The 15,252-nt window shown below is 51.7% G+C and carries 12 protein-coding genes and 2 pseudogenes; 8 read left to right on the top strand and 6 right to left on the bottom strand.

The window, feature by feature from the left end:
• Nucleotides 1-57: 57 nt before the first annotated feature.
• Both NSQ51_RS09425 and NSQ51_RS09420 read left to right on the top strand, forming a co-directional pair.
• Nucleotides 58-1,494, top strand: coding sequence for a DDE-type integrase/transposase/recombinase (locus tag NSQ51_RS09425; RefSeq protein WP_047817981.1), 1,437 nt, complete (start codon nucleotides 58-60; stop codon nucleotides 1,492-1,494).
• Between the two features lie 523 nt (nucleotides 1,495-2,017).
• On the top strand, nucleotides 2,018-3,193 hold the full coding sequence (locus tag NSQ51_RS09420; protein ID WP_050367390.1) for an ISL3 family transposase: 1,176 nt from the start codon (nucleotides 2,018-2,020) through the stop codon (nucleotides 3,191-3,193).
• 33 nt (nucleotides 3,194-3,226) lie between these two features.
• On the opposite strand, the pseudogene NSQ51_RS09415 reads toward NSQ51_RS09420, so the two are convergent.
• From NSQ51_RS09415 to NSQ51_RS09395, 5 genes and pseudogenes are all read right to left on the bottom strand, one after another.
• Nucleotides 3,227-4,192 (bottom strand): annotated as a pseudogene (locus NSQ51_RS09415) (histidine kinase dimerization/phospho-acceptor domain-containing protein); the annotation flags it as partial.
• Nucleotides 4,193-4,332: 140 nt separating this feature from the next.
• Nucleotides 4,333-4,470 (bottom strand): annotated as a pseudogene (locus tag NSQ51_RS09410) (MFS transporter); the annotation flags it as partial.
• Between the two features lie 121 nt (nucleotides 4,471-4,591).
• Nucleotides 4,592-5,740: a Ger(x)C family spore germination protein gene (locus NSQ51_RS09405; RefSeq protein WP_049626708.1), complete on the bottom strand. Its 1,149-nt coding sequence runs from the start codon at nucleotides 5,738-5,740 to the stop codon at nucleotides 4,592-4,594.
• The gene (locus NSQ51_RS09400) at nucleotides 5,737-7,269 is read right to left on the bottom strand and encodes a spore germination protein (protein ID WP_049626707.1); all 1,533 of its coding nucleotides are present in this window, start codon (nucleotides 7,267-7,269) and stop codon (nucleotides 5,737-5,739) included. Before NSQ51_RS09400 ends, NSQ51_RS09405 begins: the two co-directional genes overlap by 4 nt.
• Nucleotides 7,266-8,360 carry an endospore germination permease gene (locus NSQ51_RS09395; protein WP_033015170.1) on the bottom strand — a complete coding sequence of 365 codons (1,095 nt, stop codon included), beginning with the start codon at nucleotides 8,358-8,360 and terminating at the stop codon, nucleotides 7,266-7,268. Before NSQ51_RS09395 ends, NSQ51_RS09400 begins: the two co-directional genes overlap by 4 nt.
• A 261-nt stretch (nucleotides 8,361-8,621) precedes the next feature.
• On the opposite strand from NSQ51_RS09395, the gene NSQ51_RS09390 reads away from it, so the two are divergent.
• The 4 genes from NSQ51_RS09390 to NSQ51_RS09375 all read left to right on the top strand — a co-directional run bounded on the left by NSQ51_RS09390 (nucleotide 8,622) and on the right by NSQ51_RS09375 (nucleotide 11,975).
• Nucleotides 8,622-8,900 (top strand): YetF domain-containing protein, encoded by a 279-nt coding sequence (locus NSQ51_RS09390; protein ID WP_049626706.1) that lies wholly within the window; start codon nucleotides 8,622-8,624, stop codon nucleotides 8,898-8,900.
• 120 nt (nucleotides 8,901-9,020) lie between these two features.
• Nucleotides 9,021-9,398: a GntR family transcriptional regulator gene (locus NSQ51_RS09385; RefSeq protein WP_061567361.1), complete on the top strand. Its 378-nt coding sequence runs from the start codon at nucleotides 9,021-9,023 to the stop codon at nucleotides 9,396-9,398.
• Nucleotides 9,395-10,294, top strand: a complete 900-nt coding sequence (locus NSQ51_RS09380) for an ABC transporter ATP-binding protein (protein ID WP_049626705.1) — start codon at nucleotides 9,395-9,397, stop codon at nucleotides 10,292-10,294. Before NSQ51_RS09385 ends, NSQ51_RS09380 begins: the two co-directional genes overlap by 4 nt.
• Nucleotides 10,269-11,975: an ABC transporter permease gene (locus tag NSQ51_RS09375; RefSeq protein ID WP_121650137.1), complete on the top strand. Its 1,707-nt coding sequence runs from the start codon at nucleotides 10,269-10,271 to the stop codon at nucleotides 11,973-11,975. Before NSQ51_RS09380 ends, NSQ51_RS09375 begins: the two co-directional genes overlap by 26 nt.
• 69 nt (nucleotides 11,976-12,044) lie before the next feature.
• Here the strand turns inward: NSQ51_RS09375 and NSQ51_RS09370 are convergent, their stop codons facing one another.
• On the bottom strand, nucleotides 12,045-12,272 hold the full coding sequence (locus NSQ51_RS09370) for a hypothetical protein (protein WP_033015165.1): 228 nt from the start codon (nucleotides 12,270-12,272) through the stop codon (nucleotides 12,045-12,047).
• A 125-nt stretch (nucleotides 12,273-12,397) separates the two neighbouring features.
• Between NSQ51_RS09370 and NSQ51_RS09365 the strand changes: the two genes are divergently transcribed.
• Nucleotides 12,398-14,023, top strand: coding sequence for a spore germination protein (locus NSQ51_RS09365; RefSeq protein ID WP_121650136.1), 1,626 nt, complete (start codon nucleotides 12,398-12,400; stop codon nucleotides 14,021-14,023).
• Nucleotides 14,020-15,222 (top strand): Ger(x)C family spore germination protein, encoded by a 1,203-nt coding sequence (locus tag NSQ51_RS09360; protein ID WP_049625542.1) that lies wholly within the window; start codon nucleotides 14,020-14,022, stop codon nucleotides 15,220-15,222. Before NSQ51_RS09365 ends, NSQ51_RS09360 begins: the two co-directional genes overlap by 4 nt.
• The last annotated feature ends 30 nt before the right edge of the window (nucleotides 15,223-15,252 follow it).

Here is a 15,252-nt window from a genome sequence, read left to right as displayed (position 1 = left end):
TTTCGGCCATCATTGAGGTAACGACACCCAACAGCCAAAACAAAGGAGTGACAAGCTTTGTTACCTCAATTATTAGCCTATTTGCTCGAAATAATCAAGACCCAATATCAAATCATTGTGTATTTGATGGGTGTGATCGTGGGAAAATCCTTGAATCTCGAGGACTTGGACGAACCCATCCAAAAGCCGTACCGGAAACTTCAGGTCGATGACCTTCCGATCATCGATGTGCCGGAAACCCTTGATTACCGAAAGCTGTTGGCAGACTATGAAGCCCAGCACGGACGTCCTTTACGGCCCATCCAGCGCCGCGCGAATGCGAAACACCGTGTTCCGGATTCGTTGACCTGCCCTCGCTGCCAGGCTCCCTCTTCTTACCTGTACGCCAATAACGGCGGAAAAGGGCAATACCAATGCAAAGTGTGCCAGTGCCGGTTCAACCACCGAAATCGGTTCACCAAGCAAGCGGTCTTTCGCTGCCCGCACTGCAAAAAGACGCTGGAAAAAATCAAGGAACGCAAAGAATACAACATCTATAAGTGCAAGAACAACGCTTGCCCGTTTTACCAGGCCAACCTTCGCCGGATGACGAAGAAGGAGCGCCAACAGTTTCAACAGGATCCTCAAGCCTTCAAGGTGCGGTATTTGTTTCGAGAGTTCTTGTTTGACTTTCTCCCGTTGGCTTCCTCGTCGCTCATCAAGCCGAAGGTCGATTTGTCCCGGCTGGCTGCGTCGCCGCACGTGTTGGGGCTCGTGTTGACGTACTACGTCAACTTTGGGATGTCCTCGAGGGAGACCGCCGCCGCCATGAAGGACATCCATGGCGTCTCGATCTCCCATCAGACGGTGCTCAACTACGCCAACAGCGTCGCGCTTTGGATCAAGCCCTTTGTCGACCGGTTCCCGTATGAGCTGTCCGGTTCGTTTTGCGGGGACGAGACGTATATTCGCGTCAAAGGGCGCTGGCATTACCTGTTCTTTATGTTTGACGCCGTCAAAAAGATCGTGCTGTCGTATCGCGTCTCGCCCAACCGGGACACGCTCTCGGCCATCAAGGCCATCGATGATGTCCTCAGGAAGCTAGCGTCCCTCCCAGACGACTTGTCGTTCGTCGTGGATGGCAACCCGATTTATCTGCTGGCGCAACACTTCTTCGCCCAACACGGGATTTCATTTGACGTCCGCCAAGTGATCGGGCTGACCAATGAGGATCCGGTCTCGGAAGAGTTTCGCCCTCTCAAGCAGATCATCGAGCGATTCAACCGGACCTTTAAAGGCAACTACCGCCCGACCCATGGGTTTGGTGCGGAAGAAGGCTCGGTGTCCTTTGTGACGCTGTTTGTGGCGTATTTCAACTTTCTGCGCCCACACAGCGCGCTCGAAGGCCGGGTGCCGGTCGTCATCCCGGAACTGGCGGATCTTCCGCATATGCCGGCCCGGTGGACGAAGCTGATCGCCATGGCACAAGCGTTTCTCCAACAAGAGGCGGCCTGACTTTTTTGTCCTCTGGAGCCCGTTGAACAGAACTCCTGCCGGATTCGGCGAAGCGAACCCTTGACCAACCGAACACCGCCAAAGGTAAAATTCGGTCATGGCAAGGGCGGCTTTCTTATTGCCTTCTTTTTTGTCCCCGTCGCCCTTGACGACTCTTCCGCACCTTTGGCGGGTGTTGGTCAAGGGCGAATCCGGCCCTCCGCATGCCCCACGATGCTCAATGGGATGATCTGTGTGGAGTTTTCATAGAACTTTTGACGCTACCTCATTATCCATCTAGCAACGTATCGCCCATTCATGTGGCGATACTGATATTATTAGGCACATCATTCCATTTAACAAGTAGATACTTTCGTGTTACATAGTGTGAAAAATTATACCTAAAAATAAAAAAAGGCTCTTCACCACAAGTTGTACTTGATCATTGAAGATCGGTGTGCATAGAGAAAATAGAGGGTACAAAAAATGCGAATTTTCCTGTATGGTAAAGGTGTCCAAACCAAACCATTGGAGGAAAATTCGCATGTACGCTCAGTTTATCAAAGAACTCATCGATTTACCAGATGTTTTGATTCAAAAGGTGCGAAAAGAAGAAGAACGTTGGATTTTCGAACTTTCTCTTCCTGAACAATGCCCGTTATGTCCTGTTTGCTTGAAACGCACGATCAAAATGACAGGAAAAAAGAAGCAATGGATGCATGGGTATGCTCAACGGATCGGCATCTTTTGGGTGGAACTCCCTGTGGAGCGTAGACGTTGTTGTACATGTGGCATGACATTCAGCACGTCTTATCCCGGAATTTCCCCTCGAAGTGCAGCGACGGATGCGTTTCAGCAATGGGTGGCGCAATCTTGCATCGGAACATCCATTCAGGCGGTGGCTCGTATGCTCAAGCTTCCGTACACGACCGTTGAACGCTGGTTTTATACCCATGCCCCTTCCTTCCTATCGAATGACATCCAACCAAAGGCAGTTTGTGTCGATGAGTTTGCGTTTCGAAAAGGACATGATTACGGAGTGGCAGTCATGGATGCCGAAACGGGAGAAGTGTATGCCGTTGAAGCAGGAAAGAACGAGGAAGCCATTGGACGTGTGTTGGCTCCTGTGTCTGGTTCTGTTCAGTATGTCGTGAGTGATTTGGCTCCAGCGATGAAAAAAGCCATTCAAGGGGTGTGTCCGGAAGCGAAGCATGTGGTCGATTATTTTCATGTGATTCAATTGTTTACGGAAGCGTTGGATCGATGCCGCAAATCCTTCGGAAAAGGGAACAAGAAACATGGGCATGTTCGGCATGTTTGCCGCTTATTGACCCAGTGCCCCGAGAAACTCACCGAGGAGGAGCGCCAAACGGTGCGGGAGTGGCAGAAAGAGAGTGATTCCTTGCAGGCTGTCTATCAATCCCTTCAACATTTTCGTTATGTATCCAAAAGCCAAAACGAGCGACAAGCGAAACGTCGTTTGAACGCCTGGGTTCATCGGTATTTGTTTTGTCCTTGTTCTGCTGTTCGCGCCATCGCAAAATCACTCGTCAAACGAACAGACGAAATCATATCGTGCATTTTATCCCCTTATTCAAATGGGAAAATGGAGGGAACAAATAACAAGATCAAGCTGATGAAACGTCGGGGATACGGATACAGAAATATCCAGCGTTTTGCATTGCGGGTTCGGCTAGAAACAGCTAACATACTTTCATGACAGGTGCAAGTACAACTTTTGGTGATGAACCTTGAGAAAACACTGTTGGAAATATTGTACGTTTCCGATAACGACACCATGTTCGAGGGAAGAGGATACATGGATCGAATGCATATGCGCCATTGGCGTAATCATTTGCAGCACTTTCTGAAGCTGGGTGGCGACATCAATCGGCTCGGTCTCTTTTGGCGCCGGTTTGGCAAACGTCAAATAGTCGCGGATGATGGCTTCCGCCCGCTCGAGTTCCTCTAAGGCGATGCGAATGTACCGCTCTTCGGTTTCGCGCGGCAGCCGACCCGTTTGCAGCAGCTGGATGAATCCTTTGACGACGGTGAGCGGGTTGCGGATTTCATGGGAAATGCTGGCTGCCATTTGGCTGACGATCTCCATTTTTTCCATCTTCATCAGCTCCGCTCGAGCGAGCTGTGCCTCATGAAGCGTCTCCATCAAATAGACAGCGAACATCATGACGAATGGCGGCATTATAATGAAATACGCGATATACGGCCTCGTTACCGGAAAATCAGCAATCATCACGGCGACAAATGTCGTCAGCACCGCGAGCAAAAACGTCAGCCCAAGCGACATAACGAGCTTGCTCGGCCGCGGTAGCTTGCGAAACAGCGGCGAGGCGGCCGCCGCTATGGCAAACATGATGGTGTAAACGATCAACGTAAGCGGCTGAAATCCGTACAAAACGGTGCGTGCCAGCATCAAGACAACAAACAGCACCGCCCCGACCGCGCCGCCGCCATACAATGTCCCAAGCAAAAACGGAATTTGCCGGAAATCATGGACGCACAGCGGATCCATGTAAATCGGAAATTTCATGCACAAAACGGCCGCCAACGCCAAGCAAGCGCCAAGCAGCGCTTGGCCATAGAGCGGGCGCTGCCGGATCGCTCGACTATGGTCATAAATAAAGGAAAAGGCAAAGATCGTGACTAAAATATAAAATAAGTTGTTCAAGACGTGCTGGTTAATGTATAAACCGGCCATACGAAAAATCTCCTAACTGAATAGACATCATCACCTTTCATTATAGCGGAAAGAGATTGAAAGAAAAATATGCATTGGCTATGTCCGGTCTTTCAGCAGCCAAACCGCCAAGGAGCGGCAGCGAGCGTAAACGAAGCCGCCGTCGAGCGCAAAATCGGAAAGAGCGCCGGGATGACCGCCTGCATCGCATCGTTCAAAAAGTGGCCGAGGCTGATGCGAACAAAAATCGGGTAGACGGTCATGCTGACGGCGCTTGTTCGTTCCGTATGAACCCCCATCGTTCTCCCCCGTTCCAACCATAGATCTTAATATGGCTAAATTATACTTGATCCTTGCCACCAGAGAAAGCCCCATTTCCCAGCGTGAGCGCAGGCAAGAGGGCGCTTCATTTTTGTCTTTTCAATCGCCAGCGCGGTAATTCAGCTTTTCTTTTCCAGATGCACTGATGACGAGCTCGACGTTTACGAATAGCGTGTTGTTATGGAGTGGGATGAGGCCGTTGATCTGATGTTTTTTCCAGAGATCCGGACGCTGGCGATACAGCTGCTCCGACAGATTCAATATATCGATCTGCTGCTTCTTGCCAAGTTCATACAAGCGGCGGATCTCCTGCTTCACCGTTTGTTCCGCCAGTTTGGTCAGTTGTTTTCGCGAGAGCGGTTTGCGCAGTTCGGTGATGGCGCCTTGCGCCTGCACTTGGACAGTAAACGCAGGCTCTCCATCCTTCACTTTGACCGACCATTTCGTTTTCGGGTCCCGGACGACAAGAGAGGCGACCGTTTTCCCTTTTTGTTTGACATAAATCGGGGTGCGGCGAATGTCGTGTTCGAGCCAGCGAAGTCCCTCTAGATCGGAACGGCGGACACATTGCTGGAGGCTGTAATGGTGGACAAAACACACGCCGGAAACAGCGAGCATCGGTTTCGGCTTTTTATTTTCGATCCAGCGCCGGCGGTCGAGCGTTAAATACGGAAGCCTTGCCGTATCGGCTTTTTCATCCATATCGACAATCAGCCGGCTGAGCCGGATCGGGCGGATAAACGAACTTTGTTGAAAGATTTCTTCCGGATTGGACAACAGCGAATAATACGAGGAAGCGTTTAACAGCGGCGTCGCTTCAAACAGCTCGGACAGCGGCTCATCGGTGGCGTACACCCATGCTGTATGGCGAATTTCGTTGTAACGGTTCAGCACGTCGATCACATCGGCCACGATGCCTTTTTGCAAGGCCCGTTTGGTAAAGACAATGCTTTTTACATGGCCCCATGACACCCTTTGTTGAATGGAAGGGTAGATTTTGTCGGTCGCGATATTAAACGTTTCGCCAGCGGCTTTGCCGATGGAAACGGCCGCTTTCTCTTTGCCGCCTCCGGCCTCGACTTTGGCGAGGGCGGTGAAACCAACCAGCTGAACGTAGGCGACCACTTGGCCATCTTTATAATCCACCCCAATGGCATGAATATACACAATGTGATCGATGTTGCGCGTGTCCCAACAGCCGCTGAGCAAGATGACGGAAGCGATGACGGGAAAGAGCCGCTTCCTCATTTTTGTTCCCTCTCTTTCGCAATGAGATCATTTGGGTGCACAATGCGGTTGCGCGTGCGGAACTGCTTCCATGTACTCGGGATAAAGACTTTCCTGATATCTTTTGATGGCGGCGCCAGCGGCGTGAGATACGGAACGCCGCAGGTGCGCAAGTTGACCGCATAAGTCAAGATGAAAAACAGCGACAGAATGAAGCCAAACAGGCCAAGAACGGTGGAAGCCGTCAAGACAATAAAGCGCAGCAAGGTGACACTGCCGGCCATATTTTGATTGACGAGCGTGAATGTCGAGATGACGGAAATGGCGGCAATGACGAGTGTGGCCGGGGCGGCGAGCCCGGTGTTGATCGCCGCCTGGCCGATGATTAAGCCGCCGACGACGGACAGCGTCTGCCCGATGGCGATTGGCAGCCGCATCCCGGCTTCCTTAAACACCTCAAACAAAATCATCATCACAAACATCTCCAGCGGCACCGGAAGCGGCACTCCTTGGCGCGACAAAATGAGCGTCGCCAGCAAGGTGAACGGAAGCTGGTCCGGATGGAAGCAGGTCAAGGCGACCCAGGCGCCCGGCAAATAAATGGCGACCGAAGTGCCGACGAGCCGAAGCAGGCGCTGAAACACGACAAACAAGAAAAGCGTGTTGTTGTCTTCCGCCGTGTTCAGCAAAAACGTTAAATTGCCCGGTCCGATCAAGGCGGTCGGCGCCCCGTCCACCAAGATGATAAAACGGCCGTTGAGGAGCGAATTGACGGCAAAATCGGGCCGCCCGGTGTAGCCGAACATCGGGAACAAAGAAAAACGGGTGTCGGAAAACCACTCTTCAATTTGGTTGGTGCTTGTCACCGAGTCGATGTACAAACTGAGCAGACGGCTTCTCACCTCGTCGATGATTTCTGTATTGGCAATATCATCGACATAGAGGAGCCCGACTTTTGTCTGGCTGCGTGTGCCGATGACAAACGGTTCGTAGACGAGCCGGTGTGAGCGCAGCCGCTTGCGAATGAGGGCGACATTTTTGCTGATTTCTTCAATAAATCCATCTTTGGGTCCACGAATCGATACTTCCGTGTTCGGCTCTTCCGGATCGCGGCTGGGCGGGCTGGCGAGCGGCATCGTGTACAAGACATCGGCTTCATGGAAATAAATGAGCAAATCGCCGCTAAACAGCCTGAAGTTGAGATCATCGATCCGCACTTCTTTTCCCATATACTCAAGCGCCGCCGGTTTGCGGGCCTCGATGTCAGCAGCCGTAAAGCACGGATGCTGTTCGCACAGCTCGCGGAACATCGGATAAATGGCCTTTTGCAGCATTTGCGTATCGCACAGTTCTTCACAATAAATAAACAGCAAGTGCACGACAGCCGCCGAGCCGTCAAAAGAGGTTGGAATCGCGGCTTCCGTCATGATGACATCCGGGCATTTGGCGTACATCGTGCGCAACGCCTCTTCGGAGATGATGACGGTCTCGAGCCCCGTGTAATCGTCTTTCAACCGTTTGCCTTCGGCGGCTCGCATGGGTCGTTTCATCCTGCCACCCCTCTTTTCTTTTTTCGATATGCCAACAAAGCGAAACCACTTAACACAACGGACAGCGCAAGACTAAACAGCAGCGATGCCGGCAGCACCCCATGTTTGACAAAATGCAAAAACTGTTCATCGCTGACCGGCGCCAGCGCCGCCAATGTGATCGCCAAGTAGAGGACAATGAGCACCCAACGGCGGGTTTGCGGATGGCGGATCGGAAACAATTCCACAATCAGCGCTGTCGATAAGGAGATGCGGATAAAGGCGCCGGACAGCCATTGATAGACCGACAGAAAGTCCACATGCTCAATGTACGTCCCTAAACTGACCATCCGCCATTGCTCAAACGCCGGATAGCGAAGGCGCGTCGCCTGCTCGGGGCCAAATTCGGTGATGGTGCCAATCGTCGGCCCGATGCTCAGCCCGGCTGTGAAAACAGCGATGGCGGCAAGCGCCTTCCATGAAAATGGGCGAGGCAGGCGATGGGAGAGAAACAATAGAACGATCACTTCCACATATCCCGCTCCGGCGTACATCATGCCGTTGAGCACAGGTCCAACACCATGTTCAAGCGTTGGTCTGAGCAGTGAATAATCTTTATGAGGCGTGGTCGAGAGCATAACGAAAAAACCAAACACGATGACGAACGGGCAAATGATCATGGAAGTGTTGGCAATCGAGTCGATGCCTTGGTACGAGTTATAAAAACAAACGGCCACGATGACCAAAATCAGCGCCCATCTCGGCGTCGCCGTCAAATAAGAGGTGGTGGTAAACGTGACCGTATCGTTTAACGTGACAAAACTATGAAGAAGCAAGAATGCGCTGCTGACACCGGCCATCGCATAAGCAGCCGCGCTCGAAAATCGGGCCTTGAGCCAGTCAAACAGCCGCTCGCCGTTCAGTTGTCGGATGGTGAAATAAAGCAGCGGCAGCCAAACGAGCAAACACGCCAACGCTCCCAAGGCGGCGATCCACGCATCGCGGTGGGCGGCCTCAAGCATAAAGGGGATGATGATGACATGATTCATCAGCCCGACCGACAGCATGACCATAAATAACAGTTGCAGAGCGCTAAGCGGCTGTCCGTTCATCATGGATCCCTTTCTTTCCATGCAATCTCCAAAGGGCGGGGGATGTAGGGCAAAAGGCTGCTGATTCCAGAAACCTTGCTGAACCGGCTTCTTTTCTGATGAAATGCCGCTGATTGGCTTTCTAAAACGATAGTGTTTCCAGTCCAGGGGAATTTATCCGCGCAAACGGCAACCCAACAGCGAAACTTCTCAGGCGGCAGGGGGCACAATACAGGGAAGAAAGGGCGAACATCAACGGCATGCAAGGGGGCGCAGCATGAAATGGCTTCATTTGACGATCGGCGTGAAGATTTCCAGCTGCCGCTCCACCCGGTGTATGTCCCGGTGACGCTGATCCGGGATGGCCAGCTGTTGGCAGACGAATTAGCGGAGCTTGGGAAAACGGAGCAATGGCTGGCCGCCAAACTGCAAAAACAAGGAATTGCCTCGCCAAAAGACGTGTTGATCGCCGAGTGGCTCGAAGGAGATGGGCTGTTTGTTCAGACGTATCAGCCCGCCGAGCGGCAACGGTCAACGAGGCGGCAAACGGCGCCGGAATGAGAGGAAGAAAGAATCCAGGAATGGATTCTTTCTTTATTTTGGAAAAAATTCTTGCCTTTCTTCTGTTTTATGTGTACTATTGGTTATAGTACGGTTGTGACAATGACAGGAGGAGGGGAGATGTTTGAGCTCGATTTGCGAAGCCGCCAGCCGATTTACGAGCAGCTGATTGACAAAATGAAAGAAATGATCGTTCGCGAACTATGGCAGCCGCACGATCAGCTGCCATCGGTCAGGACGATGGCGAAACAGCTGATGATCAACCCAAATACGATTCAAAAAGCGTACCGCGAACTGGAACGTGACGGCTGGATTTATTCGATTCCAGGGAAAGGCAGCTTCGTTGCCCCGCGCTCGAAAGAACCAAACATCGAGGCGATCGCTGCGGTCCGTGAGCAGTTTGTCCGCCTTGTCAAGGAAGCACGGTTTTTAGGGGTGACAAATGAGCAGTTATGGCAATGGATTCGAGAAGGGGAGAAAGAGGAGGGAGAATCGTGATTCAACTTGTGGACGTGACGAAAATGTTTGATCGATTTGCCGCTGTCAAGGGCGCGAACATGATGGTGCCAAAAGGAGCGATTTACGGGCTGCTCGGCCCGAACGGCGCCGGAAAAACGACGCTGCTAAAGATGATGGCAGGCATTCTCCGCCAAGATCGCGGAACGATTGCAGTGGACGGGGAGGATGTGTGGGAAAATGTCCGCATCAAGCAACGCCTTTTGTTTTTGCCAGACTTTGTCTACTTTTTTCCGCACGCGACAATTCGGCAAATGGCGGATTTTTACGAGCAACTGTACCCTTCGTTCAGCCGCGGACGGTTTCTGGAATTGCAGTCCGTCTTTGCGCTTGATCCAAACAAAAAGATTCAGCAGTTTTCCAAAGGCATGCAGCGCCAGGCGGCGTTTTGGCTTGCTTTTTCCGTCCGGCCGGACGTGCTCATGATGGATGAGCCGCTTGATGGGCTCGACGTATTCGTCCGTCGCCATGTGAAGCAGCTGCTCATAGAAGAAGTGGCCGAACGGGAGATGACGGTCGTCATTTCGTCGCACAATTTGCGCGAGCTCGAAGATTTATGCGACATCGTCGGATTGATGGCGCAAGGGACCGTACGGATGGAGCGCGATTTAAACGAGCTGCGCGCCGGGATGCATAAAATTCAAGTCGCGTTTCGCGGCGGATTTCCGAGCGAGTTGGCCGAACGCCTTGACATCGTGCATCGCGAGGAGCGCGGCAGCATCGTTCTTCTTGTCGTCCGCGGCGAGAAACGATCCATCGAAGAGACGGTGAGTTCGTTTGCTCCGCTCATTCTTGACGTCTTGCCGTTGTCGTTGGAAGAAATTTTTGTGTATGAAATGGGGGATGTTGTCGATGTCCGCGAAACGGTTGTCGGCTAACCGTGCCATGTGGACGCAAAATGTTCGCCAAATCGGCTGGATTGCCATCATTCACTGGCTGCTATGGCTGGCGGCGATTGTGCTGCCGATGGCGCTCGCGTATTCTCAATATGACCCAAAGGTCGGCAATATTCCGCAATGGTACAGTGTGTATGATATAGCCAATGGAATGGAAGCGCTGTGCGCTTGGCTCGTTCCGATTTTGGCGGCGGCCGGCGTGGTTCGCTATATGCATGAGAAACGGTTGGCTGATTTCATCCATAGCTTGCCCATCCGCCGCACCGAACTGCTTGCCGGGCAGATGCTTATTGGATGGCTCTTTTTGGCGGTTCCGCTCGTGTTGACCGCCTTGGTTGCGATCGGATGTCTGTACGGACTTGATCTCCCGTGGCCGATTGGAGCGGGGGATGTGGGACGATGGCTTGGCGAGACGCTTGTCGTAGAGACGGTGATTTTTGCGCTAGGTGTCATGGTCGGCGTGCTCGTCGGCCAATCGATCGTTCATATTGTGTTAACGAATATTGCTCTCTTTTTTCCGACAGGCATCATGGTGCTGCTGTTTAGCAATTTGCCGTTATGGTTGTATGGATTCCCCGATGGGTACTATTTATCGGGAAATCTGATGGATTGGGCGCTGCCGCTGCCGATTCGTTATGCGATGCTGACGGATCAAGCGATGAGCGCGGGGGAAGCCGGACTGTTGCTGCTGTTGTCGCTTCTGTTTTTCGGGGTGTCCATTTGGTTGTACGAGCGGCGGCCGACGGAAGCGGCCGGACAGGCGCTCGCCTTTTCAGTGCTTCGCCCGCTGTTTGTGTATGGAGTGGCGTTTTGCATGTGCTTGACCGGCGGGTTCTACTTTGGACAAGTCCAACGGCAGTGGGGATGGATCATCTTTGGGTATGTTGCGTTTTCGCTTATCGGGTATGCCGTTGCGCAAATGGTCGTGATGAAAACATGGCGTGTTTTTCATAAATGGAAAGGGTATATCGCCTTTGCCGCTGTGATGTCGGTCTTATTTTTGACTGTGCGCCTTGATCCGGTTGGATATGTGAGACACGTTCCGAATTTGTCCGATATTGAGAAAGTCTATTTCGGCCAGTCGGTGATGAATTGGCAAAATCCTAACTTGATGGAAAGAGAGTTTGAAGCATTCGATCAGTTTTTGCGCACGAAGGACAACATCAAAGCTGTCAGGGCGCTTCATGCGCAGCTTGTGCACGATCAGCCGCTCCTGTCACGTTTTGGCAACGTGATTGTGATCGGCTATGTGCTAAAAGACGGCACGCGTCTCCTCCGCCGCTACGAAGTGCCGATTGAACCGTACATGCCGTATTTTCAGCGCATCATGGGTTCAAACGAATATAAGCAGCAATATTATTTGCTCCTTCGCCCGAGCTATTCTCCGATCCGCCAAGTGACGATCCGCAATGTCGAAACGGGGCGTCCGGTGGTCGTGCTGGCCGATCCGAAGGAGATCGAGTCGTTTGTCCAGGCGCTCAAACAAGATTTGTGGAATGAGCCGGTGGAGGACATCATCCGCGGGGGGAGAACATGGCAGGGGGATATTGAATTGCTGCAAAGCGACGGCGATTCGTTTACCGTTCCCTTATCTTCACACAGCACCCATGTTCGCGAGTGGTTGCAACAACGGCATCATTGGGAGCAAATACAGAAAAGGTAACGCCCGATGAAGAGAAAAGGTGTCCCGTTGCTTTTGGGGCACCTTCCTCTTTTTTCCACCGGCTGTTGGTCAAGACGTTTTGTTTTTTCGTTTCCACATCCAAACGTTCAATAGATCGAGCAACAGAAAAAAAATGAACAAGGATAAAATAAATAGTTCAGGCATTTCCATTGCCCGAAAGGGATTCAGCACGATATACAACGATTGATGCAAGGTCATCCCCATCAACTGATCCATGCTTACCATCGTTCCTATGGCGAGCAAGGCAAACATCAGCCAAACAACAATTAGTTTCATGGCGTTCCACCTGCTGTTTTTCTTTAGTTTTTGCTATTGATTCAAAACTGATGCACGGGCGTATACCCTCCCGATTTCGTGTCCATAATGAGGGATAAAAAGGAAGCGGAGTGAGGAGGAAAAACATGCTGTTTCAATGGGGAATGGGCCGACAAAAAAAGCAGATCAATGACAGGGTGAAACAAGAAGGACCGGACCATAGCGGCGAGGCAACGGACGTCCCGCAAGAGCCGATGTCAGCTGAATTAGCCGTCAACCTTGACATCATCCGCCAAACGACTGGACAAAGCAGCGATGTTGTCATCCGCCGGTTTTCGCTTGGCCAAGAGAAGCAAATCAATGCAGCCATCGTCTTTGTGGATGGTCTTGTTGACGAAAAACATGTGTACGAGTTTTTGCTAACGCCGTTGCTAGAGGCGTCATTTCCACTGTCATTAACAGAAAAAGAATCGTTTCCGTGGATCGAACAAAAGTTGGCCGCGGTGGGCGGTGTGAAGCATGTCATCGATTGGGAACACCTGTTTTTGGAGCTGTTTTCCGGAGAGACCATCATCTTGTTGGATGGGGTGCCGTCCGCTGTCAGCGCCAGCACCAAAGGCGGCCAATATCGTGCAATCGAGGAGCCACAGACGCAACTCGCCGTCCGCGGGCCGCGCGAGGGATTTACGGAGTCGTTGCGCGCAAACACCGCGATGATCCGCCGTCGCATTAAAAATCCCAATCTTTGGCTGGAAACGATGCAAATCGGCACCGTGACGCAAACGGATGTCGCGATCATGTACATCAAAGGCATTGCCAATGACGAGGTTATCGAGGAAGTGAGAGCGCGCCTGCGCCGCATTGATACGGACAGCGTGCTTGAGTCCGGTTATATTGAACAGTTAATCGAAGATCAAACGTTTACGACATTTCCGACGATCTACCATACCGAGCGTCCCGATGTGGTGGCGGCGAATTTGCTGGAGGGGCGGATTGCGATTTTGATTCAGGGGACGCCGTTTATCCTGATTGTGCCGGCTTTGTTTATCCAATTTTTTCAAGCGGTAGAGGATTATTATGCCCGTTTTGATATCGCCACTGCTCTCCGCTTTTTGCGCGTATTGATTTTTTTTCTCTCGCTCGTTGCGCCGGCCATTTATATCGCGGCGACGACGTTTCACCAAGAAATGATCCCCACTCAGCTTGTCATCGCCATTGCCGCCCAGCGAGAGGCTGTGCCGTTTCCCGCTTTTGTCGAGGCATTAATCATGGAAGTGACATTTGAGATTTTGCGCGAAGCGGGGATTCGGCTGCCGCGTGCAGTCGGACAGGCGGTGTCGATTGTTGGTGCCTTGGTCATCGGGCAGGCGGAGGTTGAAGCTGGATTTGTATCGTCGGCGATGGTAATCGTCGTTTCGATCACGGCGATCGCCAGCTTTGCGACGCCGTCGTTTGCCATCGCCATTTCAGCCCGCCTCATCCGCTTCGGGTTGATGTTTTTAGCAGCGATGTTCGGGTTTTACGGCATCATGATGGGGTTGTTGGTTATGATTCTCCATTTATGCAGCTTGCGTTCATTTGGCATGCCATACATGTCGCCGCTCGCTCCATTTATTGCAACCAATGTAGGCGATACCCTCTTTCGGATTCCGACATGGATGTACCGCGAGCGGCCGCGCCTGATTAACCAGAAAAATATCATTCGCCAATCAGGGGATCAGAAACCGCAGCCTCCGGCGCCAACACGCCAGGAAAAGGAGGATGGATCATGAAACGATCTATCGCCATGTTTGTGTCCCTTTTTGTTTGTGTGGTGTTGTTGACTGGTTGTTGGAGTAAAAAGGAGCTTCCTGACTTAGCGTTTGTCATTGCCGTTGGTCTTGATAAAACAAAAGACGGCAGATATTTGGCCTCGTTTCAAGTCGTCAACCCCGGCAACGTCGCCGGCGCCACCCAGCGTGGCGGCGGGGCGGGCGGCGTGCCCATTTCCGTTTATACGTCGACCGGAGACACATTGGTCGAGGCAAGCCGGAAAGCCTCGAAAAAGTTGTCGCGCATCCTGTATTACGCTCATACCAACTTGGTGGTCATCAGCGAGGAATTGGCACGCCAAGGGTTGAATGGGGTATTCGATGCGATAGAACGGAATCAAGAGTTTCGGACGACAACGAAGCTGGTTATTGCTCATGGCCACTCAGCGAAAGAGGTGTTAAGCGTATTAACACCCATTGACAAAATTCCCGCCAATCAAATTATTAAGACGTTGGAGTTTTCCGAGATGGACTTGGGGCAGACAATCAACACTGATGCCTGGTGGGCGATTCGTGGTTTGACATCTTCAGGAAAAAATATAGTCTTGACGGGTGTTGTCATTGAAGGAAACACACAGCGGGGCAAACGGCAAACAAACGTTCAATCCTCTGTGCCAGATGCTCGCATCAGCTTGGATGGGCTGGCGTTATTTAAAAAAGACCGTCTTGTTCGCTGGGTGAACGGCTCAACGGAACGAGGCGTGCTTTGGGTGTTGGATCGAATCAAACAAACGAATATTACGATCCCATGGAAAGGAAAAAAAGAAGCGATTGGTTATCGAGCGATGAGAGGGACAACGAGGTTAAAAGTGGAATTGAAAAACGGCCATCCTTCCATTTTGGTTCATATCCAAACAGAAGGGGATATCAGTGAGACGTACGTCCCGATCAATTTGGCTGATTACCGATTATTGTTTCAATTGGAAAAGGCGATTGGTCGGGATATTGAACGGGAAGTGAGACAGGCGATTGAAACGGCCCAGCATGAAAAAACGGATGTTTTTGGTTTTGGCGAGGCGGTGCATCGCGCCCACCCCCGCCTGTGGAAAAGAATCAAAAAAGAGTGGGATGACCGCTATTTCCCTCATCTTCCGGTGACAGTGAAAGTGGATGCTTCCATTCGACGCACGGGATTGCGGAATACGCCATATATCAAATAAGCGTTTTCGGCTTAAAAACTTGGATACGGT

It is taken from the genome of Geobacillus sp. FSL K6-0789, assembly GCF_038593135.1.
In the GTDB taxonomy this organism is placed as follows: Bacteria; Bacillota; Bacilli; order Bacillales; family Anoxybacillaceae; genus Geobacillus; species Geobacillus stearothermophilus.
Note: the sequence above shows the minus strand (reverse complement) of the source record. Positions and strands in the feature narration are given on the sequence as shown.